The sequence below is a fragment of the Paenibacillus pedocola genome (assembly GCF_031599675.1).
GTDB lineage: Bacteria > Bacillota > Bacilli > Paenibacillales > Paenibacillaceae > Paenibacillus_AQ > Paenibacillus_AQ pedocola.
Genome location: NZ_CP134223.1, coordinates 1,545,900 through 1,570,796 on the forward strand (window position 1 = coordinate 1,545,900; position 24,897 = coordinate 1,570,796).

A 24,897-nucleotide genomic window follows, 5' to 3' on the forward strand; every position below is an offset into this window, starting at 1 on the left:
CGGTTAGAGAAGGGGTTTTTGGGTTAGACAAAAAAAACTGTGAAAATCCGCTACATTTGTTTCCGTATAGCCTCACCGCCTGCTGCCGGGAACTGGTTGCGGTAATCGGTCGGGGAGATACCCTCCAGCTTGCGGAACGAACGGATGAAGGAATTACGGTTATTAAACCCCACTGCCGCCCAGATGTCCTGTATTGGCATATCGGTGCGGGCGAGCATCTCTTTGGCTTTTCCGATCCGCAGCTCCTGCAAATACTGGTGGAACGGTTTGCCCAGCTCTTTTTTGAGCAGACGGGACATGTAGTTGGACGTTGAATGAAATTTGTCTGCCAGCAGGTCGAGATGAATATCCTCCTGATAATGCATGTCGATAAATTGTTTGAAGAGCACGGACTCCGGCCCGTCCGCCTCCGGATTTACCGCCTCCATAATTGCCTCCAGAAACTCAGTAAGAAACCCCATCGTTCCCTCTACAGACAAAGGGTTATCCGAGAGGATTCTATGGAAATACTCCCGGTAGGCGCCATCCGACAGGGTGGTGTCTTTATGCTTCAGCACCTCTGAACCGATCACAAAAATCTGCAGATACAGCTCCTTAAGTCCAATTTCATTCAGCCCCCCGGACAGATGCCGGAGCACAACCGTTTCCAGCAGCCCGGACAGCTCGTCTTTTTTAGCGGAGCAGACCAAATTAAAGATCTTTCTGCTGTCGCCTGCACTCAGTAATGCCTCTGCCTTCTCCGATTCCGTTCTTACAGAATAATGAATCCGCTCATGCTGCAGCGGTGAGATGCGCCAGATGGCCTTCATGGCCTCCAGATAAGATTCTTGCAGCCCGGCGAATCCTGGATGGATCTCTCCCACGCCAATGGATATCTCCTGAACATCATGATCCGTGTGCAGAGAGTCCTGAATGAGGGTGAAATATACGTCCAGCTCCATTTGACGGCCGGTAAGCTGCGGCACATTGGCCAGCAGGCCATACACATTATCCTCTATTTCCACAACGATCCACTGCCGGGCAGCCGGGATATGCTCCTTCAGCAGCTGGAGAATCCGGTTGCGCGCTGTATTTTGCTCGCTCTTGCTGTATTCTCCAAGAAACGGCCCGGCAAACTTGACCCGGATCAGCGCAGTGACAAAGGAAGAGTGCTCGAAGGCAAAGCCGCTTTTCTGAAGGAAGGCCTCGGTCTCCTGCTGGTCGGGAAGCCGCTTAAAGCGCAGAAGGTTCACCATCCACTGCTCCAGTGCCACCGGATAGATGAAGGTTAATTTGTCATTGAGCCTGCTGACATCATCGAGCATCCTGTGGAACACCCTGTCCAGCAGCTTATACTCGTTGGCCGGCGGACCTGAGGCTGCTGTAGGCAGCTTGACGATCAGAGATTGAAGAGGGGCATACAGCTTCTGGCTAAGCAGAAACGAGATGAGGACCGAGAGGAGCAGAGCGAGTATATTCAGCAGATTGCCCCAGAATTTGATTACACTCATACTCTCCTGGATGTCGGCGACCGGCACAAGGGCAACCATGTTCAGATTCTTGAATATGAAGCGGGTGTTCATCTGTATCGCGAGCATCGCTTTTCCGCCGATTTCGGTTTTGAGATGGGTCTGTTCACCGGCTTGAAAGGTTTTTAGAAACTGGCTGATTTCCACATCGGGCGTGTCCATCTCCGTGGAAGCGATCACCTGCCGGTCATCGCCCAGCACAAACAGCTTGCTGTTGGGGGTGAGCTTGGAGTCCTTAAGCAGCTGAACGAGCGAATCTACCTTAACGCTGATGACAAACAAATCGTTGGATTTATATTCGGCGATGGCCGTCTGGACGACGGGGAGGATATACGCGCCGTTTTGGGCAACGGACCTGGACGGAGGAAGAATCTGAAACGGCCTGTTTTGGGAGCCGTAGGCATTCCAGAAATCCTCGCTGTAGAGCTCCAGCCGCCGGCTCCGGCCAAAGAAGTCAGCAGCAGAGTAGGTGCCCTGATCGCTGATGACCAGTCCGTCCCGCTTCTTATAAATAAAGACGTTGTCTATATATTCATTCATCAAGCGGATGCGAGCGAGCGAACGGATGCTTTGAGAGACGCGGGCATATTTGGCGTGTGAATCGACAGTGAAATTGGAGGAGAAGACCTGCATCGTCGCTTCATCCAGTGACAGTAAATAATTCAGGCTGTAAATCTCCGTGAATACATTGTTTAGCCCGTCAGCAATATTGCTTAGCACGGTATTGTAATTCTCCTTCATTTGCGTCTCCAGATACCCCAGATTGACCCGGTAATTGATGAAGCTCACCAGCTGGATGAGCGAGGCCAGGACGAGAAAACACAAGAAAAAGCGGTACATCATGCTGCAGAACTTGCCCCTGACCCATGCAGTAACTCTCCTTCTCACTATTGTCTCCCCCTCTATACGCTGAAGATAGGTTTAAGTTTAATAATAGTAGGTGAGCACAAGGAAACGCTACTACTATGACAGGTATGATAACACAAAAGGCTAAAATTGAGACGTTTAATAAAAATGTATGTCGAAATTGAATTATTTTTGTCATTATATATTACACAAAATGATTTCTGTCTCTTTTTAATTACAAAGAGATGGCCTTAAATGTGACATAGGGACTACAAGGAGGTGAGCAGATGAATCGTGTGATGGTCATGGGCAAGGCGCACAGCAGAGAGGTACGAAAGGAGGGACGGATGAACAGGGCGCGGAGGATCTTCAGAAAAAATATTCATTATTATATTCTGCTGCTTATCCCGCTGCTGTATATTCTGGTATTCAGCTACGGGCCGATTATTGGTAACATTCTGGCCTTCCGCAAATTTGTCCCCGGCGGATCGATTTATGGTGAAGAGTGGACGGGACTGCGGTACTTCAAAATGTTTCTTGGCGAGGCAAGCTTCTGGAGAGCGTTCAATAATACCTGGCTGCTGAATATCTACCATTTAATATTTACCGTGCCGGTGTCGATTCTGTTTGCCTTGATCGTCAATGAGATTAAATCGGCCAGAATGAGGAATCTGGTCCAGACGGTTTCTTATTTGCCGAATTTCATCTCTATTGTTGTTGTTGTCGGCCTGATGACTGAGCTGCTGTCACCGACCTACGGGCTGGTAAACGAACTGCTTAGTCAGCTGGGGATTTCGCCTACCTTTTTTATGAATGAAGCAGCGTGGTTCCGCACCTTGTATATCTCATCGGAAATCTGGCAGTTTACGGGCTGGAACTCGATTATTTTCTTCGCGGCCATTACCTCCATTGACTATCAGCTGTACGAGGCTGCGGATATGGACGGAGCGGGGAGACTGCAAAAAATCTGGCATGTCACGCTGCCGCAGATCATGCCGACCATTGTGGTTGTCTACATTATGTCCTTCGGCCACTTGATGACAGTTGCCTTTGAGAAGGTGCTGCTGATGTACACGCCGAGCAACTCGGAGCGCAGCGATGTGATTGAGACGCTTGTCTACCGGATCGGCATACAGAGCACCAACTACAGCTACTCGACAGCAATCAGCCTGTTCGGCGGCCTCCTTGGACTTGTGATTGTGGTCACCGCCAATGCGCTGGCCAAGAAGTATACCCGCTATTCCTTATATTGATCCTGAAGAGAGGAGACTGCCATGCGCACCATTAGAAGATATGAGGAATGGGTCTTTAAGCTGGTTCTCACGCTGTTTATCGTCGTCGTATGCGGCGCGGTGCTGCTGCCGTTTGTACATCTGCTTGCGGTATCCTTCAGCAGCTCTGCCGCCAATGTCGGCGGGAAAGTAGCCTTTCTGCCGGTGGGGTTCCATATTAAGGCCTACCGGTTCATCCTGAGCCACCGGGATATTCTCAGCGGCTTCCGGAATTCGGTGCTGCAGACGACAATCGGCACGGTGCTCAGTCTCCTGCTGATGACGATGTGCGCCTATCCCTTGTCCAAAAAAATCGCCGGCCAGTCCCTTATCATCTGGATGATTATGCTGACCATGCTGTTCAACGGCGGGATGATTCCTACTTATATGATGATCAAGGGTCTGGGTCTGTTGGATACGATCTGGGCGGTAATTCTGCCGTTCTGTATTACGCCTTATTATTTAATGCTGATGATGAACTTCTTCCGCGAGTTCCCCGAACCGATTGAGGAGGCGGCACTGATCGACGGACTTAATCCGATTCAAATCCTGTTCCGCATTGTGCTTCCCTTATCGAAGCCGATTCTGGTGACGATGGCGCTGTTCATGATTGTCTTCTACTGGAACAACTGGTTCAGCTCCCTGATCTATTTGAATAAAACCAGTATGTATCCTGTTATGCTGATCGTGCGCAATATTCTGGATGGACAGCAGCTTGTGAACAGCGGGATGGCGGGGCAGGATACAACCAAGTACATCTCCACTGCTTCGCTGAAAGCCGCATCCATCATGGTAACTTCACTTCCGATCTTTATCCTGCTGCCCTTTACACAGAAATATTTCACCAAAGGCGCCTTAATCGGTGCGGTTAAAGGCTAAAGTTCACACAGAGAGCCCAGAAGGAAAAGGAGAGAATCATATGACAAAGAGCATGAAGGTGCAAGGAAGCGGCAGCAAAGTAAGGGCGGGAGGAGTGATACTATCGGCTATGCTATTGCTAAGTGCTTGTTCCGGCGGGAACGGTGCGGCGGAAGTCTCCGGCAATGAGGTGGCTGCGGCAGACGGCGGACAGGTCACCCTGACCATGCTGCTGGCCGAAGGCGGGGTGCCGTTCAGCAAGGATTGGCCCACACTGGTGGAACTGGAGAAACGGACGAATGTGGAGCTTGATGTACAGGCAGTTCCCTCTGATTATCAGAGTAAAGCGAAAATTGTACTAAGCTCCGACAAAATTCCGGATATGGTGACGAGCGTGGAGCAGCCTACAGTGCTGGAAATGAGCGAGACCGGTGTGCTGCTGCCCATCAGTGACTATATGGACAAGCTTCCGCATCTCAAGAGCCGGATTGAAGAGTTCCAGATCGAGAAGGAGCTGGATAACTGGCGGGGGACGGACGGCAAGCTGTACGTGGTACCCTTCATGAAGGACTATGCCAACTACAACCGTGCGCCGCTGATCCGCTCCGATATTCTGAAGCAGAACGGACTGCAGGCGCCAACGAATATGGACGAGTTTTACATCCTTTTGAAGAAGCTGAAGGAACTGTATCCGGACAGCTACCCGCTAACCGGGACCAGCGCAGAGAATCTGCGGACGATGTTCGGGACCGCCTGGGGAGTGGATGCGAACTACAAGGGTTTTGTCTACGATGAAGCCGCCGGGCAGTACGACTACTTATTTACGAGTGACAAGTACAAGGCCTATCTGACCTATCTCAACCGGCTGATTGATGAGGGGCTGGCTGATCCCGAAATGTTCACCTCTACGACCGATCAGCTGATGCAGAAAATGTCTACGGGTAAAAGCTTTGTCTATTATTTCTGGAATGGCGAGCATAAGAGTGCTATCAATCTGCTGGGCAAGGAGAACAGCGGCCCGGATTTTGAAATCTCGATGCTGGAACCGATAGCAGGTCCTGCCGGTAAAAAAATGCTGGTCGGCGACCGGATTTCAAACGGCATGGTCATCCCGGCGTCGGCGGCGAAAAAACCGTATTTCGATCAGCTCCTGAGCTTCATTGATTACCTGTACTCGGACGAAGGCATTGACCTGCTGACCTGGGGGATTGAAGGGGATACCTATAACGTAGTTGACGGGGAGAAGAAGTTCAGCGATGAGATGCTGCAGAAGGATAACCTGAACCGGGCGCTGTGGGAGATTGGCGCTGCTAACGGCTCCTACGTAATGCTCTGGCCGTACAAATGGTTCGCGGCGGTGCTGGGCGACCCTGATTTTGAGAAAATGACGGAAGTGGCAAATGAGGAAGGCTGGTTCGCGGATGTTACGAAGGTGCCTTCTCTATCGGCGGCGCAGCGCGAGGAAGAAAATCTGGTCTATGCGACTGTGAATGATTATTTTGCCAAGATGACGGAACAGTTCGTATACGGGACGAATTCGATTGAGACGGACTGGGATGCTTATGTGAAGGAAATGGACTCGATGGGTGTCGGTAAGCTGAAGAAAATGTACAATGATTCGCTTAAGTAAGTGAGCTGAAGGGGGCTTTGACCATGACAATCAATGAGACGAAGCAAAGAATCGCAATACTCCAGGCGACACTGGCCGGGCGGGGAATTTCCGCCCTGGTCGCCTTTGCCAATGGCGCGCGTGAAGGAGCGGGTACTGTGCGGTATCTGACCGGCTGGATGCCCTTTAGCTCGGAAGTATTCCTGGTCGTTCCCGCGAAGGGAAGTGCAGTCATCGTATCGGCGGATAAGAACCGGGCGCGGGCGTTCCTTATGCGTTTTGGCGGGGAAGGGGAGGTTGTGAAAACAACGGATCTGTACGGCTCGCTGCAGGAGGTGCTGGCGAAGCTGGTGCCGCCCGGATCAGTACTCGCCTACACAGGTGCTGATGATTTCACAGTCGCGCAGTCTGCCAGGTTCTTTGCCCTGCTGGATGGTTATGAGAAGCTGGAGGGAACCGAGATCGTGAATGTACAGCGGTTGGAGCGCACGCCGTATGAAGTGGATAAACACCGGAAGGCGGCGGAAATTGCCGATAAAATGGTGGCCCACGCCATGGGTATCGCCTCGGTTAAGGGAATTAGCGGGGCGGAAATTATGGCCGAGGTGGAGTATCTGGGAAGACGGCTCGGTGCGGACTCTGCCTCCTGCTGGCTGGCGGTTGGTGAGCGCCCGCCGGAAACGTATTTTGAGCTGTTCGAGCTGGTGGAGCCTGTAGGTCCTGATTCCCGTGTGCAAATCGGCACAACAGTCTGCCTGGACGGGTATTACGCGCAGGTGTTGAGAATGGGGATGTTCAAGGAGCCCTCTCCTGAGCTCCAGCGTATTTCCGGAGCTATTCTTGAAATGCAAGATGCAGCACTGGCCAAGATGGCGGCAGGCACGCCGGTCCATGTCCTCGTGGATGTGCTGGAGTCCATGATCGATGAGTACTGCCCGTATACAAGGACGGAAGATCCGTTCCGGTTCCAATCGATCCACGGAATGAGCAACAGCTACAGCGATCCTGGTGTTGCTCCTTTCCTGAATGCGGGCAGAGATCAGTCAAGGGATGGAGAATCGGCGAGAGTATCTGAAAATATGGTCTTTGAAGTGCATCCCAACTTCACAATGCCTGAGCTGGGGCATGTGTGTCATGGGGATACGGCCGTTGCCGGGAAGGACGGGGGAAGCTGGCTGTCCAAGACGCCGCGGGGAATCTATTATCTGTCATCATAATGAGCTGAATATAGGAGGAGACGAGCTATGCGTATTGGTGTCGATGGTAAATACTTACCCGGAGGGCATAATCTAAGTCCTGTGGAGAAGCTGGAATATGCTCATAGTCTGGGCCTGGAGGGGATGTTCTTCCGCACCATCCTGCACATCAGTCCCAATCTGGATCGTGCGGAGATTCAGGCTGTACAGCGGAAAGCGCAGGAACTCGGTATGTATCTGGAGGCCGGGCTGGGCCGGGTCAATCCATACACAAATCCAGAAACCCCGGAACTGCGGGCGATTGGCAGCGGCGATGTGCTGCTCGGCTTCCGCCGCATGATGGAGGCTGCAGCGGAAGGCGGTATCCGCGAGCTTTGGGTCTCCACCGGCGGTGCCAAACCCTACAAGGGGATGTTCGCCACGGACCGGTTTCGCACCGATGTGACCTGGGAGGAGCAGCTGGAGGCGACAGAGCGGCTGCTGCTGAAGCTGAAGCCGATGGCACTCGATCTGGGGCTGCATCTCAATATGGAGACCCATGAGGAGATTACTTCCTATGAAATCGTCCGCCTGATTGAAGCGGTTGGAGCCGATGTGATGGGCGTGGTGTTCGACACCGCCAATGTGATGATTCGCGGCGAGCATCCGGTGCTTGCCGCCCGGCGCCTGGCACCTTATGTACGGCAGACGCATATCAAGGATGCCTATCTTGAATTGACAGATGGAGGAGTCTATCAGCGGGCGATGCCGTGTGAAGGCGAAGGTGCTGTTGATTTCTGCGAGGTGCTGAAGGAGCTTAACCGCTATAATCCGGAGTTGACGTTATCCTTCGAAGCGCAGGTTCCGCACGGCGGGCGGATGCCCGGTGAGCCGATGCTCATTGAGGTCTACGATCCGCAGTGGATTCGGAATCATCCGGATCTGACACGCGAGGATTTCGCCGCTTATTATGAACTGGCGCGGAATTACTCAGAACGGATACGCAGCGGCCAGGCCAAAGGCTGGCGGGCACTGAACGCAGAACGGTTCGAAGAAGAGGAAGCGGTACAGGCGGTGATTGCCTCCCGGCGTTATATGGACGGACTGTGCCGGGAGCTGGGTATTCAGCGGGAGCAGGCGCCGTCCCATGTCTGAGATTCCAGCCGGGCGCCGCGGTATCTTTGCCAAGGAGCTGTTTGCTACTACAGTTCCTGTGCGGGCGGCGATTCAGGAAGCGGCTGACCGGGGCTTTGACGGCCTGTATCTGGGTTCGCCCTCCAGTATCAGCCCGGAGCCGGACCGGAAGGAGCTGGAAGAGGCGGGGCAGTTCGCCAAGCGGGAACGGTTGCATCCCGTGGAAGGAACTGATCGGGCAGATCCGCAGGAGTGATCCCGGAGCCTTGTACTGGGGCGAGCTGCACCAGGCGGAGCTGGTCATGCCTCTTCTGAGCCCCGGCTGGTTCGGGGATCATCCCGATATCGGCCTGGAAGAGACAGCATCATGGCTGATTTCGGCTCCGCCATCGCTTATTGGTGTGAAAGATGAACGGGTCGCCGGTTTGCTGGCATTCCTTGCTGCCGGCTGACATGGAGAGATAGCCTGCTTAGCCTGAATACGCCCCCGATTCTCTATACGTAATAACGGATGTTTGCCCGGTTGGGGCGGCATCCGTTTTTGATTGTCTGAAATTATGGCTGGTTGTTGTGCTGGATGGCCGGCATCTTCATTTGGACGCTACATGGGATGATCCGGTTCCTGATACTGCGGGGTATATCGAGAGTAAGTACTTTCTGGTTTCAGACGAGCAAATGCACGGAATCATGTATGGGATGCAGAGAAAGTAAAGGGATTCTTTGAGCGGTAAGCACCAAAAGCATACAAAGCAGCAGTCCCGGCCCAGCCGGATTTAAATGACCGAAAGTTCATGGGCGGAGGCAACCCGGCCGAGAATGCTCTGGATGAAGTATGAGAACTGTACGAGGGCGTCAACAGCCGAAAGATCATTTTTATTTTTAGAAGGGTGAATGTTCAAGGACAAGGATTTCACTCCGGACTTCGCTGAATTCCCGGCCCTGATCGGCGCGATTGCGGCGGTCAGGCTTACAGTGAATGCAGCTGCGTCTCCTCTCTCCAAGGTGGAGGAGGCCTGGAATGAACCTTCGTCGCCCGGGCCACGGGCTGTGTTCGTACCAGCGACTAACTGAGCAGGACTGGGTTGCAACTTCCACCATCGCCACAAACCTCCAGTCTCCAAACACGCAAAACAGCGATCCTCCAATGAGCGGAGGATCGCTGTTCTTTTTAACATTATTGAATTAATCTCGTCCGTATTCGGCCTCATGAGAGCCGTGCCTACTTCCGGCCCAGCTTCCGGGCCAGGAAGAGGATCAGCAGCAATGAAACGGCAATAATCACGATATTGAATCCCAGTCTGCTCTGTAACCAGCTGTTGTGCGCAATGTCCGCTTCAGGCACCTGCTGTAGTTCTGCCGCCCCAAGCCGGGCAAGCGGTCTATTTTCTCCGGCGATATAGTCCTTGAAGTTCACAATATCATATTGCGGCGCAGCCGCCTCAGCATTCCCGTAGAGCAAGCGGTAAGGCTGGGCTCCGTCAGCGGCAAAAATGATCCGGTCCAGCAGGTATTCCAGTTTCAGCCCGGACAGCGCTATTGGCGCATCATCCTGATTATGGATGACGATACGCAGGATGGGCGCGGACGAAGCCTTCACAGGAACAATAGCTGTAGAGGCAATCTCCGCATCCTTGAAATCCAGCCGGTACAATTCTCCGATGCCTGTTACGGGAATGACTCTGCCTTCACCGTCATAAAGCTCGAACCGGCGGGTGAAGCTGCCGCTGCTCTCCAGCTGCAGCCCGGAGACTCTCAGCCGGTCATCATTGTGAATGATAATCTCAGTGCGTTTGTCTTCTTCCTGAATCTTATACGCTGCTTCCTGCTGCTGCTTAAAGAGTTCAGCCTTGATTACCCGGTTGCTATGCTGCAGGGTCAGAGCAGGAAACTGCAGATCCGCCACATTCTTCTCTGCCACCAGCCGGTAATAGCTGAATTTATAAGTGCTGCCGAGGTCGATGCTATTCTGTTCACGCCCATCTACGGCGTACAGATCACCCTTAGCTATAGGCTCCCAGGCAACGCCGTCATAGCTGCCAAGCAGTTGTACGTGAAGCAGGAAGTCCTCATCCGGAAGCTTGAACTCCAGCCGGTTGCCTTGGATATCGGTATTCTCGGCCAATGGTGTAACCTTGTAATCGAACAGGGTGTTCCCGTTCTTCTTCACGCTGTGAACCAGCGTAGCGGAGTAGGTTATGTTATGTTCCTCCGGGCGCTCTTCTCCGCTCTCCCTGTAGAAGGGAACATACTTGCCTGTATTGTCTACGATCCGCAGATCGCGCAGATCCTCTGCCGCACCCTTGTATACCTCAGGATCAAGGTAAAGTTCATAATAGGCTGCCTGACCCGGGATCACAATCTGCTTCGAGTACTGCCACGCCTGGCCGGCGCTCCCTTCAGCTGCGGCAGACAAAGGCTGTCCGGGGGAAGCAGGTTAAGAGAACTGAGCAACAGAAGCATAGTACTAATCTTGTGGAGAATCCTGTCCCGCCTCTGCATAGACTTCCTCCATTCTGGCCGACACCCGCTGATAGAGATAGGAAATGCCCAGCAGGCAGAGGCCGAAGCTGAAATAGGCGATGATTTTGCTGCCGGTATTCAGCAGCGTCAGATCATAGAGCAGCAGCTTGCCGGTAGCCAGCAGCGACAGGGCCAGACCGAAGCGCCGGATGTACACATACCTGCGGCGGAAGCCGAACATGATGAACAGCACCGCGAGCAGCAGATAAGTGAGGCTGAAGATCAGACCGCCATCGTTCTGCCGCAGCTGTACCCCAAGGAAAGCCGTAACGACTGCCAGCAGATATATCCCCATTACCACCGGATACAGCTCCTCATTGTTGTATTCACGCTTCAGCAGTGCCTTCAGCAGACGCCCGCCGCTCTGCCAGACGAACAGATTGAAGAGGATCAGCAGCCCGAGTGCAGCATAATCCGCCGCCGTATTATCGGAGAAATTAACCTTAAGGCTATGCTGCCAGGTAGTGAGGGCAATACAGATGACATACCCGATGGCGTACAGAAAATAAACCATGTATCCCACGGTGTCATCATAGAGCACCTTGATTTTCGGCAGCGCATAAGCCAGCCCTAACGTCAGCACGGCCGACAGCAGCAGTCTGTAGAATGTGGCACGGGTGAAATCCTCCGGTACATACAGGTCATACAGATGCAGCGATTCATAGAGGATATAAGCATAGGTGTTCACCAGCGCCGCATATTTGAACCAGATACCGGCCTGAACCTCGGCAGGAGAGCTGGCAAGCAGAATCTCCCGCCGGGAATGGCGGATGGCGTATACAAGAGCGACAACGAGCATCCCTGCTGTGATGAAGGTGTATTTTAGCGCAAAATACGGATTGTCGTAGATGATCACAGAGTTGGCAGATGAAGACTGCACCAGCACATCGATAAAGAAGAAGAGGGCCAAAGAGAGCAGCAGGATGCCCCAGCCGATCCGTTCGATCGCTTTGAAACGCTGCAGATGGCCGTAAACCGTCAGTACAACTGCCTCAACCAGCCAGCCGATGGACCACCAGACGGTGCCCAGCTGAAACGGAATCATCAGCACGGCGAAGGTGAGCGAAGTGGCATAGAAGAGCAGCATGCTCTCTTTTTCCTGCGCCATCAGCTTCTCCAGCAGACGGCCGAGTCCCAGATACAGCAGGCAAAAGGCGAGGGCTAGCGCTCCTTTGTACGCACCAAGCCCCGCATCCAGGAACAGTATATACAGGATTAAACAGCTGGCCATTGTGTTGCAGGCGAGCAGCGCGAAATCCCACCAGGACAGCTTGGTCCGGTACTTGAACGGGTACCACAGCGTAATTCCCAGGTACATGGCGAAGGTCAGAATGGAATAGAACATATTTATGCCATAGCTGTCCGACAGAACAATCAGCAGCAGCATCGAAGGTGTATTGAACAGGAAGCTGATGTAATTGACAACGATCCAGCGTTTACGCAGGGAAATGAGCACAATCAGCAGATTCAGCAGGAACAGATAACCCATAGCTGCATACACTGCGCCTCCCTCCAGGCCAAATGCGCCTATATAGGAGAACAAGGGCAGGTAGCCTCCGACTAGACCCATCGAACAGATGGTCCGGGACTCATACCGGAGCGATAACAGAACCGCCGTCAGCGTAACGAGGACTGAGAGAGCAAGGCCGGGATAGATCCCGATAATCTCAAGCAGAAAATAGCTGTAAAAGATGGAGCCGTACAGCACAGAAATCCCGCCGCCGAGCAGCCCTAGCGCAAAGGTGCCTCTGCCTCTGCGGAACAGCCACTCGCCGCCGCCCAGCATTAAGGCGCCGAGCAGGAAAAAGGCACTGCCCTTCATATATCCTGTGAACCAGGTGGAATAGCTGTATTTGAAGCCAGCGCCGACAGCAAGAATCAGCAGCAGGATACCGAGCCGGTTGATCCAGTTCAGCCCAATCTTCATCTCGATCCGGTTCTGTCTGCGCCGCCGCCGGATCGTCTCCTCGCTGACCCCTTCCGAAGCCAGCTCATCCAGCCGGTGATCCACTTCTGCCGCGAGCGGCCGTTCCGCTTCCAGCAGCTCCGCCCGGCGCAGCAGAATGCTCTCGTCCAGTCTGGCCGTCAGCTCATCCAGCCTGGCGCGGATCTCTGCATTGTCCTTCCCGAGCAGACGGTCCGCCGTACGGTACATTTCTGCGATACGCTGCTTTGTCCGAAGCTCAAAAGCGGTCAGCCGGTCATGCTGGGCAGCGCTTTGCGCGGCGAAATAGGTATGCAGCTTCCTGCGGGACAACCGCAGAATCCCCAGCTTCTCATCCAGTATCTGCTCGGTCAGTGCCGTACGCAGCTCTGCATTCTCTTGCTTCAGCCTCATTCCCTGAGCCTCGGTCTCGGCCAAAGCCTGTTCTACCGCGGCCGCCCGCTTCTTCAAAGCTTCATTCTCATTCACCAGATCACTGCCCTCATAGGCTTTGATCAGCTCCTGATACTCTCCCAGCAGTACATCCTGCTGCTCTTTTATGGCCCTAAGACGATCTTTGAACTGCTCCATAAGCGCCCCCAATGGCTTTTTTGTCCTATATAGATTGAACTTATGAATTTTCTTTTTTGGGGATTAGCCGTGACTACAGAGAATATTTGGGCTTCCGGCCGCTGTTAGGTTTGGATTTCCTTGAATTTAACTGCTTATCGCAGTAGAAATCCAAACCTAAAGGCGGACGCTACCGCTCCTCCAGCTCCAAAATTCTCCTCCGCCACTTTTCCCCTTTAATGTATATTTTAAGTTAAATCTATATAGTAGCTTTATTCTACTATAAACAAAGAAACAAAATCTTCCTTTTCTGTGCGGAACTTCATGCTGTTGTCACGAAAACGTGAACCTGTGTGCAGGCAGCCATTCACCGGATAAATCCGCAGCAGATGCTAAAAGCCCAAAAAATCCGCAAGCCTCCAGGAGCTGGAGAGGCTTGCGGATTTTGATCTGCCTGATCTATTTTATCGCTGCAGGCTTTGTCCGTTAGTTGCAATAATGTCCTTGTACCAGTAGAAAGATTTCTTGCGGTAGCGCTCAAGAGTACCAGTGTTATCATCGTGACGGTCTACATAGATGAAGCCGTAACGTTTGCTGAGCTCTGCGGTAGAGGCGCTGACCAGGTCGATGCAGCCCCATGAGGTATAGCCCATCACTTCGATGCCGTCTTCGATGGCTTCACCTACCTGAACCAGATGGTCGTTCAAATATTTGATCCGGTAGTCGTCATTGACTGTCGGCACACCGTCTTCGCCTGTGATCAGCACATCTTTGGCGCCGAGCCCGTTCTCAACGATGAACAGCGGCTTCTGATAGCGGTCGTAGAACATGTTCAGCACATAGCGCAGACCCTGCGGGTCAATCTGCCAGCCCCATTCACTGGCCTCCAGGTAGGGATTCGCTGCACCGCTGAACAGGTTGCCTTCGGTTTGATTGCGTCTGCTGTCGTCGCCAGTCTCACAGATGCTCACGTAGTAGCTGAAGGAGATGAAGTCCACCGTGTGCTTCAGAATCTCCGCATCTCCTGGTTCCATATGAATCTCGATGCCATGCTCTCTGAAATAACGTTTCATGTAGCCGGGGTAAATCCCTCTCGCATGAACATCCCCGAAGAAATAGTTCAAATGCTCCGTCTGCATTGCAGCAATCACATCGTCCGGGTGCGGAGTGAGCGGGTAGGTCGGCATACTGAGGATCATGCAGCCGATTTTGGCTTCAGGGTCAATCTCATGTCCAATCTTTACGGCCAGCGCACTGGCTACCAGTTCGTGATGGATAGCCTGGTACAGATCCTGTTTGCTCAGCTTGTCCTTCGGCGTATAGATGCCTCCGCTCATGAACGGCTCATGCAGAATAGAGTTGATCTCGTTAAAGGTCAGCCAATATTTCACCTTACCTTTGTAGCGTGTGAACAAGGTTCTGGAATAACGCTCGTAGAAGCCGACCAGCTCACGGTTGACCCACCCGTTATAATGCTTGGACAGGTGCAGCGGGGTTTCGTAATGCGAGATGGTTACCAGCGGCTCAATCCCGTATTTATGGCATTCGTCGAACAGATCGTCATAGAATTGCAGACCCTTCTCATTAGGCTCCAGCTCATCGCCGTTCGGAAAGATCCGGGACCAGGCAATGGAGGTACGGAACACCTTAAAGCCCATTTCGGCAAACAGCTTAATATCTTCTTTATACCGGTGGTAGAAATCAATCCCCACCAGCTTCATATTATCTTCGGTCGGCACTTCGGTGATAGGTCCTTTAATGCCTTGCGGAGCCACGTCCTGGGTAGACCATCCCTTGCCGTCTTCATTATATGCGCCTTCACATTGGTTGGCTGCTACTGCGCCGCCCCATAAGAAGCCTTCAGGAAATTGTACGCTCATTGATTATCCCGCCTTTTTATAGATGTTGTGAGAGTTATGGTATGCTTATAATATGTCCTACAATTGCATGCTAAATGTTGTAACGCGTTACATGTCAAGTATATTTTTTGAAAAGTTAAGGAGAGCCTCATGTCGAATCTTGATCAAATTGCCAAGCTGTCGGGATTTTCCAAAGCCACCGTGTCGAGAGTGCTGAATCATTCCCCCCATGTGAGCCAGGCGACGAGAGATAAAATTACGAATATCATGGAGGAGCTGGATTATGTTCCAAACGGCAATGCCATCTCCTTGTCCAAAGGGCAGACCCAGCAGATTGGCATGGTTACGGAGGGTATTAATGAAGTGATGCTGCCGTTCCTGAACAGCTTCGTCGAGACGGCAAGCGGGCATGGATACCAGACGATTATATATACTTCGGGCGGCGATCCCCAAAAAGAGCTCCAGGCCTTCGAGGATATGCGCAGAAAAAGAGTGGATGCGCTGGTGATCAGTACTTGTGTTAATGATCTGGCCCTGTTAGGCTCCTACTGCAAATATGGTCCGATAGTGTCCTGGCAGCGGATGGAGCTTGCGGAGATTGCTTCGGTTGCGATGAACCAATATGACGGCTATATGCTGGGGCTTGAACATGTTATTCAAAAGGGATACACCCGTATTGCTAATGCATTCGGCAGGCCCAGCAGTATGAATACCCTCAGCCGCATCAACGCTTATCAGGACATGATGAGGAAATACGGACTGCCTGTACACCCCCACTGGTCACGCACCGGTGTATATTCTATCCGTCAAGGAGAGCAGCTGGTCCGGGAGTTGCTGGGCGGCGCAGAGGAGCGGCCGAGTGCCATTCTCTGCGCCAATGACCTGGTAGCGGCAGGCATTGTGAGTGAAGCACGCCGGCAGCAGCTGCGGATTCCGGAAGATTTGGCCGTCGTTGGCTTCGATAATACAGAGCTTGCCCACACGCTCGGGATCACCTCCGTGTATAATCCCATTGCTGACCAGGCGAAGAATGCCTTTCATCTGCTGCTCAGCAAGCTGAAGGGTGTGGAAGAAGAGCAGCAGAAGCTGCAGTACAGTCTGGTTCAGCGGGCCACTACGTAATAATCCGTAAAAAAGAAGAGCCTTCCCGAACGTCATTCATGACGATTGGGAAGGCTTCTTTTTTAGGGTGGAATTCATCCTCTACCGTAAGCTCGACGGCGTATTGTGCCTGAATTGTTTGAACACCCGGTTGAAGGTTCTTACATTCGTAAATCCGCAGTCGAGGGCAATATCGATGATCGACTTATCCGTATTCAGCAGCATCTCTTCCGCCTTGTTCACCCGGATATGGTTCAGGTAGGAGATAAAGCTCATGCCTGTGGTGCTCTTGAAGAACCGGGAGAAGTAGAACAGGCTCATATCCGCCTGCTTGGCTGCATCCTCCAGGGTGATCATGCTCGAATAGTGGGTCTCCAGATAATCGAGTACGGCCTGCATGATCTTCATGCTGGTCATCCGTCGCTTGTCCTTTTTCTGATCGGCGGGCTCACAAGGGAGATGCCGCAGGATCAGCCCGCAGAGCTCATACAGCATTCCGGTAATGAACAGCTCATGCTGCGGCAACTCAGCTTCAGACTCCTGATTCAACTGGAGAATAAGCTGAGACGCCCTGGAAAGAAGCTGTATTCCGGCAGCTGTGTTTGTGTCACCTGCGGTGATAAAAGGGCTTGTCAGGCGAACGTCCTTCGGCCAGCCTCCGGGGCTGCCGATCAGCTGGGGATGAAAGATCAGCAGCAGAATGGTCGATTCGCAGTCACTGCTATCATAATAGTGAATGTCTCCGCTGCTGCATATTGCCATATCTCCCTTGTGAAGAACCCGGCTCTCCAGATTAATCCCCATGCGGATGGAGCCCTCACACACATACATAAGTTCAAGATCATTATGCCAATGGGCAAGGAAATTCAAATTATGCGAATGGTCGCAGCTGAATGGGAGGGTGGAATGATACAAGCGGTTTTCATGATAAGCCTTCATACGGAGCTCCTTTGATTTTAATACAACAGCAAGCCGTTTATTCTTGGATAATAGCAAAAAATGACCATCCAGGCAATGAAAATGACGAGCCGTAATAGAGCGCTTGCATTACAATTGAACTGAGCGAATATACAATATCCATTCTTTATAATCCAAAGGAGCATGTAATTCATGACGAAAAAAGCACTGATTGTTAGAGGCGGATGGGATGGGCATGAACCGGTCCAGGTATCTGAAGTTTTCGCTGAACTGCTGCGGGGAGAAAGCTTTGAAGTTGAGATCTCCGATACGTTAGATAGCTTCAAGGATGAAGAGAAATTGCTCGCGCTGAATCTGATCGTTCCAATCTGGACGATGGGCGAGATCAGCAATGAGCAGCTTCAGCCTGTACTGAAGGCCGTAGAATCCGGAGTAGGTCTGGCAGGGTGCCACGGCGGCATGTGCGATTCCTTCCGCAACAGTGTGGAATGGCAATTTATGACCGGATCGCAATGGGTGGCCCATCCGTTTAACGACGGCGTGGACTATGAGGTCAACATGGTGCCTTCCAGCTCCAGTCCGATTGTTGAAGGAATTAAGGATTTCAAAGTGAAATCGGAGCAGTATTATCTGCATGTAGATCCTACGGTGAATGTACTGGCAACCACCACTTTTCCAGTAAGCGAAGGGCCTCATTCCGCTAATGGAGCCATTACGATGCCTGTCGTGTATACCAAAAAATGGGGTGCAGGCAAAGTGTTCTATAACTCGCTTGGCCATCATGCCGACATTTTCGATATCCCGGAAGCAAAAGAACTGATGCGCAGAGGCTTCGTGTGGGCTGCCAGATAACTCAAGTGACTATATAACGTAAGGTGGGATCGTTTTGGATAAGGTTAAGGTCGGAATTGTCGGCTGCGGCAATATCAGCGGGATCTATTTTGAGAATCTTACACAGCTGTTTGTAAATACAGAAGTTTTCGCATGTGCGGATGTGTTCAGAGAACGGGCAGAGGAAGCGGCTGAGAAATATGGCATTCCGCATGTCTGGACTACTGAAGAATTACTTGCTTCTGATGATATTCAAATTGTAGTCAATTTGACTACACCTGCAGGGCATTTCGAGGTATGCAAGCAGGCCTTGCTCTCAGGCAAGCATGTCTATGTGGAGAAACCGTTATCGCTATCGCTGGAGCATGGGAATGAACTGGTTAAACTGGCGGAAGAAAAAGGCCTGATGATCGGCTGCGCCCCCGATACCTTCCTGGGTGCCGGACTTCAGACCTGCCGGAAATTAATCGATGACGGGTTTATCGGGGAGCCGGTGGCCGCGTCAGCGTTCATGGTCTGTCACGGGCATGAGAGCTGGCACCCGGACCCGGAATTCTATTACAAGGCCGGCGGAGGTCCGATGTTCGATATGGGACCTTATTATCTCACTGCGCTGGTATCTCTCCTGGGACCGGCTGCGACGGTATGCGGCATGACCAAAACTTCCTTCCCGCAGCGTACGATCACCAGCACGAAGAAGTTCGGGCAGAAGATTGATGTTGAGGTACCGACCCATGTTGCCGGTACGGTACAATTCGTCAGCGGCGCAGTGGCCACGGTCGTTACAAGCTTCGATGTCTGGGACAGCACGCTGCCCCGCATCGAGATTTACGGAACCCGCGGGACATTGATTGTTCCCGATCCCAACACCTTCGGTGGGCCGATCCTGCTGAAGCCGGCGGACGGCAGCGCGTTTACGGAAATTCCGCTGGTGCATAATTATGCCGGCAATAGCAGGGGGATCGGTGTCGCCGACATCGCGGACTGCATCACGTCCGGCAACAAGCCCCGGGCGGCTGGCGAGCTGGCGGGCCATGTCCTTGAAATCATGCACGCCTTCCATACCAGCTCCGATTCCAAACGTTATGTGGAGCTGGCAACCCGCTGTGAACAGCCAAGACCCTTGCCGCTTGGTCTCATTAAAGGCTATCTGAGTTAGAGCAATCCAGTGAATATATTATAAGGAGTCTAAAATCATGACGAACATCAAACCCAATCAACCGCTTGTTACCCACATCTATACTGCTGATCCGTCAGCCCATGTTTTTGAGAATAAAATTTATATCTATCCTTCACACGATCTGGATCACGACGGGCCGGATAACGATAATGGGGACCAATACGCGATGGAGGATTATCATGTATTGTCTCTGGATAACTTCGATGCTTCTGTCGTGGATCATGGGGAAGCTCTGCACCTGCGGGATGTTCCATGGGCTTCCGCCCAGATGTGGGCACCGGATGCTGCGTACAAGAACAATAAATACTATCTGTACTTCCCTGCACGTGATCATGACGGAATATTCAGGCTGGGTGTGGCAACGGGAGATTCCCCTGCCGGACCTTTCCAGGCGGAGCCGGATTATATTAAGGGCAGCTACAGCATAGATCCTGCCGTATTAGTGGATGAGGACGATCAAGCCTATATTTATTTCGGCGGACTCTGGGGCGGACAGCTGGAAAAATGGCAGACCGGCAGCTTTGAGCCGTCACAGACAGAGGGGCCACCGGCAGACAAGCCGGCGATCGGCCCGCGTGTAGCATTGCTGAGCGAGGATATGCTGTCATTTGCGGGAGAGCCTCAGGAAATTTCGATCGTGGATGAAGACGGCAATCCGATTCTCGCCGGTGACGAAGATCGGAGATATTTTGAAGGACCATGGGTTCACAAATACAACGATTATTACTACCTGTCGTATTCAACCGGCACTACTCACAAGCTGGTTTACGGCATCAGCAAGAATCCGCTGGGACCGTTCACCTTCAAAGGGACCATCCTTACTCCGGTCATCGGATGGACGACCCACCATTCTATCGTTCAGTTTGAGGATAAATGGTATCTGTTCTATCATGACAGCTCCTTATCCGAAGGCGTCAATCACAAACGCTGCGTGAAATATACAGAGCTGAAATATAATGCCGACGGAACCATTCAAACGATAGATCCTTATGCAGAGTAAGCTTTCAGGAAATAGAATGAATATAGTGTGCTGCAACTAGTAGAGGACTGCGGATATCTGCCCTTAGGGGAGAATCTGCAGTCTTTTTACATGTATGCGGTGCGCATTTGTTAGCATTCTTACACCTTTGAGGGATGGAAAGTCGGCGTCAAACCTCTATACTCTATGTGTGAAATAGAAACCTGACGGAAAAGGATGTGAGAGATTTGAAGGAATATGACTATTCGTTGGATGCTATCAAAGGGTTTAGCTGTATTTTGATGATTGTGGCTCATATTCCTATTTATTTTAATGGTAATGAACGTGTGTTTCAGATTATCGCCAGTTTGGCACCTGTACTGTTCTTTGCGGTCTCGGGTGTTACTACCACCTTCCAGGCCCGTAGAAAAAGCTTCCTGTCGCTGTTTAGCTTCTATGTGCTTTTCGCTGTCATCGGATTCTCGTATAATCTCATGTGGAGACCGGATGTTCAGGCTTTTTCAGTAATGGATGTTCCCCAGATCATCACACTCGGAGTACTCAGTGTATTTCTCCTGGAGAAATATTTGAAGCCCGCGCCCGTTGTGTATCTCCTCTTGCCGCTTCTACTTTTCTCAGTACATTATTTCATCGGGAACCACTTGCCGGACTTTCCGCTGAAATCCATGCTGTTCACGGAGACGATAGGCTTCACTTATTTCCCCTGGATATTTGCTTTTGTGGCTGGAGTGTTCGCTTACAGATGCAGCAATAAGGTGAACCTTATTTTAGCTCTGGGTGCAGCGCTGTTATTGGGCATATTCTCTTACGGAGGACTGCATGAGGCGGATTTTATTAAATATAATATGTCCGTGAAATATTTTCTGCTGTCCCTGGCCATTTTATTTGGAGCCTTTTTCATCTTCAGAAGGAAACCGAGTTATTCACCCTCTAACTTGATTATATTTTTCGGGCAGCATTCGTTTTTATTTTTATTTACCCATCTGTTCTTTATCCTAACTTTTGACCGTCTCGGTTTGGGCAGTCTGTACATTGTCCTCATGTGGGGGCTGGTTTTGGGCTGTACTTATGTAGCGATGCGAATCCTGCTGTGGCTTAACCGATACATAGATTCATACCTGAACCATCCGGTGCCCTGGGTTATTATCGTTCTTGCCGTTGTAGCAATCCCTGTGCTAATTTCCAACTCAGATTTAGTCATTCTTTCGGAAGCTGCGTTAGGTATTCTCTTTTCGCTGAATTACAAAAAACTGTCCAGTCTGATGCCTGCAAGCCCATCTCCCCGCGACAGGGCGGCCCTTCAGGAAGTGATCCATGAGAAGGCTTAATGCCGATTAGTACGTATCGTACCAGCTAATGATGGGCAGCGAGATGGCATTATTCGATTAGAAAGAATGTTGAATTTGAAAAAGGGTCCTGCCGGCAATTTCAGCCTGCAGGACTCTTTTTCTGTACCGCTATAAAGTTGAACTCGTTTTAGATCCTATCCATAAATCCGGTAATTTCCACTCAAGGCCAGCAGGCTGAAGAAATACAAGCAGTTGTCGTAATACCGCCTTACACCGGTACGGAGCGGTGTATTCCAGAACTGTCTGACGAAGTGCTCGGTATCGGGGCCGTCAGCTGCCAGTGAGGCCATGGCGAGCGTAGCCAGCAGCCCGACCGGATGCAGGGACGGCTCCTCAAAAGGCTGGCCGTCAATGGTATACCGGCGGTAATCTGTAATCTCAATATCCCGGAAAAAGGCCTGGATCCGGTTCGACTGCTCCACCTGCCAGGGATCCCTGCGGAACCATTCGTAATCGAGCCCGATGTTGGCCGCCACACGGTAGGCATCGCTGAAGAAGTGACGGTAGTCACCATGCGGCTGGGGTTCAGCCGGTGATCCGTCATAATTGGCGTATTCCGGCGACAGGCCGGTTACCGGATGACAAGCGGTGTGCAAGTAAGCGCGGCTGGCCTCTGCGGCTTTGGTCCAGAAGGCTCTATCCTGATCATCCGCCTGCAGGGCGAACAATTCATAGAAATGCGGCAGATGGTAAGACGGATCGCTGAAAGGAGATTCGGGAATGAATTTGATCAGCCGGGTCTGCGGGTCCCACATCGGGTCCCCTTCGCCGTTCTCCCCTTGATGCACACAAGCATGGAGAATGATCCGGGCCTGCTTGGAATAATTGAACGGCTCGGGCCCGTCACCCCAGCGGCTTGAGGCAAAGAACAGCGCCATCGCGAAGAATTCTTCTCCATCCGGTGCTGGACCCGGGGAGAGCCGTGTTCCGTCGGGTTTACAATGCCAGGCAAAATAATCCTTGTAGCGGCCATCCGTATGCTGCATGAAGACCTTGGCGAACTTCCACAGCCGGTCGAATTCCTCTTTCTTGTTCAACTGAACAGCCATCATCATTCCGTAGGACATGCCCTCTGACCGCACATCCGAGTTGCCCGTATCCACAATATAACCCTTATCGGCATCCATTGGATGGTAAATGCGGACCTCGGGTGCACCGTAGAACAATTCCGTCCACGTATGCTCAAGTCTGTTGCTGATTTCCTCATCACTCAACCCAAGCTCACTGAACAGATTTCGGTATTCACGCGTATAAAAGGAACCCTCTTTGCAGATTTTCATCGCAGCCTCCAGGTGTTGAAGTTTGATTGTGCCCAAAGTATAGCATAGGAGGAGGTGTCCAAATTAAAGCGCTTTCCCGAAAAAGTATAGCTGCTGCCACTCATTGGTTATTCATAAAATCTGTTCATTCTGCAGCGCCGAAATTGGAGCATAACCGTTGGCGCTGGACTTCATGAACCCGGGCGCTTGCAGAAGTGGATATCCATAAACTTTCTCCTCTCCTAGTTGTACCAATTTCCCCGTACATGCACTTCTAGGCACTAACCCACATAGAATAAAAGGACCATGAACCCGTAGTTCTCACTACTGTCCGGTTTCATTGTACATGTACGGGAGGTGTCGCCAAGTTGCCAGGAATAATAAGCACGATAGCGCTGCTGATCAAAGAACTGACATTGCTGGTATCCTACGTAAGAAATAATGCTTTCCCCCAGCCCCTGTCTGAACAGGATGAGAGCAAATACTTAGGAATGATGGCCGAGGGAGACGCCAAAGCGCGAAATTTGCTGATTGAGCATAATCTGCGGCTTGTTGCCCATATAGTCAAAAAATTCGACAACACCGGCGAAGACATGGAGGACCTGATCTCCATCGGCACCATCGGGCTGATCAAAGCAATTGAAAGCTACCGGCCCAACAAGGGCACGAAGCTCGCCACTTTTGCCGCCCGCTGTATAGAAAACGAAATCCTGATGCATTTGAGATCGCTTAAAAAGACCAAAAAGGACGTATCCCTGCATGATCCTATAGGGACAGATAAGGAAGGTAACGAAATTACTCTCATCGATATCCTTGGCTCCGATGCGGATGATATTGTTAAGGAAGTCGATCTGAAAATCGAGAAGAGCAAGATATATCGTAATCTTGATATATTGGATGAACGTGAGAAAGAAGTCGTCGTTGGCCGCTTCGGGCTGGACACCGGCGGGGAGGAGCGGACGCAGCGGGAGATTGCGAAGGATCTGGGGATTTCGCGGAGTTATGTGTCGCGGATAGAGAAGCGGGCGCTCATGAAGCTGTATCATGAGTTTTATAAGGCGAAGCGGTGAGTGAAATGATAATTACAATGTAGTATTTTTAAAAAATAAAACGATAAAAAGCGACTTGTCTGCGGATGAGTTGCTTTTGTTTTTTTAGGTGAACCCCTGATGAATGCGGATTAGTATATCCAACTGCTATATCTCTGCGAAAAAAAAGATAAGAATCAAGGGTTATATTAGAGACAAATAAGTTATTATAAGAAGCAATTTTTCTTGACTGAAGATGTATACCTGTTTAGAAAACTTAAAGCTCAGGGATTCACAATGAAGCTGGAATTCGACGAAGCTTCAAAAAGGTTTGGACATTCTTAGTTTTAGAGAGAGAGTTCTTTTGCGGTTTTCTTTGAATCCAACTAGAGGAATTTGGATTCAAAGACCCTGTTTGATTAAACTCCAGATGCGTTCAAACCTGTCTTGGTAGTCTGGTAAATTCCAGGATTCTTTGAAGGACGGGAGGCTAAACACCGCAAACGCGGAGAGAATCGCCTCTGCACGTTCCAAGTGGGGATCGTGATAGTCCATGAAGCCGTCAATAATTTGGTAGGAATCCCAGAGAACGTCACGTAATACCAGTGGATTGCTGTCCACATATTGCGTATTCAAGGCGAACATTTTGGGATTCTCGTTATAGGCACTTTTTTTTGCGTTAGCAAATGCCCAGAGCCAATCGTGGAGCAATTCCTGTGGATTAGCCAAATTAGTCATGTCTATTTTGATTTGTTCTGAAATCATCCGGTTGAACCAGCTCTTAGACACGGCTGCCCAGAGCTCTTGCTTATTTTTAAAGTGTTTATAAAGCGCTGCGTGGGTGATACTTAATTCATCCGCAATTTGTGAGAGGGTCACTTCGGATTTTTCCGTGCGTTCAATTAATGCCTCCGCTGTTTCAATAATGAGCTCTTGTGTGATTTTTGCCACTGTGCTGCCAACCCTTCTTTCTTCAAT

Annotated in this window: 21 protein-coding genes; 14 read left to right on the forward strand and 7 right to left on the reverse strand. The window is 51.2% G+C overall.

Annotation, left to right across the window (positions count from 1 at the left end; all coding sequences use genetic code 11):
• Window positions 1-50: 50 nt before the first annotated feature.
• The gene (locus QU597_RS06815) at window positions 51-2,396 is read right to left on the reverse strand and encodes a helix-turn-helix domain-containing protein (RefSeq protein WP_310831934.1); all 2,346 of its coding nucleotides are present in this window, start codon (window positions 2,394-2,396) and stop codon (window positions 51-53) included.
• A gap of 245 nt (window positions 2,397-2,641) precedes the next feature.
• On the opposite strand from QU597_RS06815, the gene QU597_RS06820 reads away from it, so the two are divergent.
• The 8 genes from QU597_RS06820 (at window position 2,642) to QU597_RS06855 (ending at window position 9,472) form a co-directional block, all read left to right on the forward strand.
• A complete protein-coding gene (locus QU597_RS06820; protein WP_310831935.1) occupies window positions 2,642-3,607 on the forward strand; it encodes an ABC transporter permease in 966 nt (321 codons plus the stop codon).
• 21 nt (window positions 3,608-3,628) lie between these two features.
• The gene (locus QU597_RS06825; protein WP_310831936.1) at window positions 3,629-4,504 is read left to right on the forward strand and encodes a carbohydrate ABC transporter permease; all 876 of its coding nucleotides are present in this window, start codon (window positions 3,629-3,631) and stop codon (window positions 4,502-4,504) included.
• Between the two features lie 40 nt (window positions 4,505-4,544).
• Window positions 4,545-6,113 carry an extracellular solute-binding protein gene (locus QU597_RS06830; protein ID WP_310831937.1) on the forward strand — a complete coding sequence of 523 codons (1,569 nt, stop codon included), beginning with the start codon at window positions 4,545-4,547 and terminating at the stop codon, window positions 6,111-6,113.
• A gap of 23 nt (window positions 6,114-6,136) precedes the next feature.
• Complete coding sequence (locus QU597_RS06835) at window positions 6,137-7,309, forward strand: M24 family metallopeptidase (protein ID WP_310831938.1); 1,173 nt, start codon at window positions 6,137-6,139, stop codon at window positions 7,307-7,309.
• 27 nt (window positions 7,310-7,336) lie between these two features.
• Complete coding sequence (locus QU597_RS06840) at window positions 7,337-8,422, forward strand: sugar phosphate isomerase/epimerase family protein (RefSeq protein ID WP_310831939.1); 1,086 nt, start codon at window positions 7,337-7,339, stop codon at window positions 8,420-8,422.
• Complete coding sequence (locus QU597_RS06845) at window positions 8,415-8,657, forward strand: hypothetical protein (protein ID WP_310831940.1); 243 nt, start codon at window positions 8,415-8,417, stop codon at window positions 8,655-8,657. Before QU597_RS06840 ends, QU597_RS06845 begins: the two co-directional genes overlap by 8 nt.
• A 10-nt stretch (window positions 8,658-8,667) precedes the next feature.
• A complete protein-coding gene (locus QU597_RS06850; RefSeq protein WP_310831941.1) occupies window positions 8,668-8,853 on the forward strand; it encodes a hypothetical protein in 186 nt (61 codons plus the stop codon).
• Between the two features lie 439 nt (window positions 8,854-9,292).
• A complete protein-coding gene (locus QU597_RS06855) occupies window positions 9,293-9,472 on the forward strand; it encodes a hypothetical protein (RefSeq protein WP_310831942.1) in 180 nt (59 codons plus the stop codon).
• Window positions 9,473-9,620: 148 nt separating this feature from the next.
• On the opposite strand, the gene QU597_RS06860 is transcribed toward QU597_RS06855, so the two are convergent.
• The 3 genes from QU597_RS06860 to QU597_RS06870 form a co-directional block, all read right to left on the reverse strand.
• Complete coding sequence (locus tag QU597_RS06860; RefSeq protein ID WP_310831943.1) at window positions 9,621-10,814, reverse strand: DUF3999 family protein; 1,194 nt, start codon at window positions 10,812-10,814, stop codon at window positions 9,621-9,623.
• Between the two features lie 51 nt (window positions 10,815-10,865).
• Window positions 10,866-13,436 carry a DUF2339 domain-containing protein gene (locus tag QU597_RS06865; protein WP_310831944.1) on the reverse strand — a complete coding sequence of 857 codons (2,571 nt, stop codon included), beginning with the start codon at window positions 13,434-13,436 and terminating at the stop codon, window positions 10,866-10,868.
• A gap of 443 nt (window positions 13,437-13,879) precedes the next feature.
• The gene (locus QU597_RS06870) at window positions 13,880-15,295 is read right to left on the reverse strand and encodes a glycoside hydrolase family 1 protein (RefSeq protein WP_310831945.1); all 1,416 of its coding nucleotides are present in this window, start codon (window positions 15,293-15,295) and stop codon (window positions 13,880-13,882) included.
• 129 nt (window positions 15,296-15,424) lie between these two features.
• Between QU597_RS06870 and QU597_RS06875 the strand changes: the two genes are divergently transcribed.
• Window positions 15,425-16,396: a LacI family DNA-binding transcriptional regulator gene (locus QU597_RS06875; RefSeq protein WP_310831946.1), complete on the forward strand. Its 972-nt coding sequence runs from the start codon at window positions 15,425-15,427 to the stop codon at window positions 16,394-16,396.
• A gap of 81 nt (window positions 16,397-16,477) precedes the next feature.
• Here the strand turns inward: QU597_RS06875 and QU597_RS06880 are convergent, their stop codons facing one another.
• Complete coding sequence (locus QU597_RS06880) at window positions 16,478-17,314, reverse strand: AraC family transcriptional regulator (protein ID WP_310831947.1); 837 nt, start codon at window positions 17,312-17,314, stop codon at window positions 16,478-16,480.
• A 171-nt stretch (window positions 17,315-17,485) separates the two neighbouring features.
• On the opposite strand from QU597_RS06880, the gene QU597_RS06885 reads away from it, so the two are divergent.
• The 4 genes from QU597_RS06885 (at window position 17,486) to QU597_RS06900 (ending at window position 21,611) form a co-directional block, all read left to right on the forward strand.
• Complete coding sequence (locus tag QU597_RS06885; protein ID WP_310831948.1) at window positions 17,486-18,145, forward strand: ThuA domain-containing protein; 660 nt, start codon at window positions 17,486-17,488, stop codon at window positions 18,143-18,145.
• A gap of 34 nt (window positions 18,146-18,179) precedes the next feature.
• The gene (locus QU597_RS06890; protein WP_310831949.1) at window positions 18,180-19,283 is read left to right on the forward strand and encodes a Gfo/Idh/MocA family protein; all 1,104 of its coding nucleotides are present in this window, start codon (window positions 18,180-18,182) and stop codon (window positions 19,281-19,283) included.
• A gap of 37 nt (window positions 19,284-19,320) precedes the next feature.
• Window positions 19,321-20,304 (forward strand): glycoside hydrolase family 43 protein, encoded by a 984-nt coding sequence (locus tag QU597_RS06895; protein WP_310831950.1) that lies wholly within the window; start codon window positions 19,321-19,323, stop codon window positions 20,302-20,304.
• A gap of 206 nt (window positions 20,305-20,510) precedes the next feature.
• Window positions 20,511-21,611, forward strand: coding sequence for a hypothetical protein (locus QU597_RS06900; RefSeq protein ID WP_310831951.1), 1,101 nt, complete (start codon window positions 20,511-20,513; stop codon window positions 21,609-21,611).
• 155 nt (window positions 21,612-21,766) lie between these two features.
• Here the strand turns inward: QU597_RS06900 and QU597_RS06905 are convergent, their stop codons facing one another.
• Window positions 21,767-22,912 (reverse strand): family 8 glycosyl hydrolase, encoded by a 1,146-nt coding sequence (locus QU597_RS06905; RefSeq protein ID WP_310831952.1) that lies wholly within the window; start codon window positions 22,910-22,912, stop codon window positions 21,767-21,769.
• A 347-nt stretch (window positions 22,913-23,259) separates the two neighbouring features.
• Here QU597_RS06905 and sigK point away from each other — a divergent pair, with 347 nt between their 5' ends.
• A complete protein-coding gene (sigK, locus tag QU597_RS06910; RefSeq protein ID WP_310831953.1) occupies window positions 23,260-23,961 on the forward strand; it encodes an RNA polymerase sporulation sigma factor SigK in 702 nt (233 codons plus the stop codon).
• A gap of 360 nt (window positions 23,962-24,321) precedes the next feature.
• On the opposite strand, the gene QU597_RS06915 is transcribed toward sigK, so the two are convergent.
• The gene (locus QU597_RS06915; protein WP_310831954.1) at window positions 24,322-24,870 is read right to left on the reverse strand and encodes a TetR/AcrR family transcriptional regulator; all 549 of its coding nucleotides are present in this window, start codon (window positions 24,868-24,870) and stop codon (window positions 24,322-24,324) included.
• Window positions 24,871-24,897: the final 27 nt, after the last annotated feature.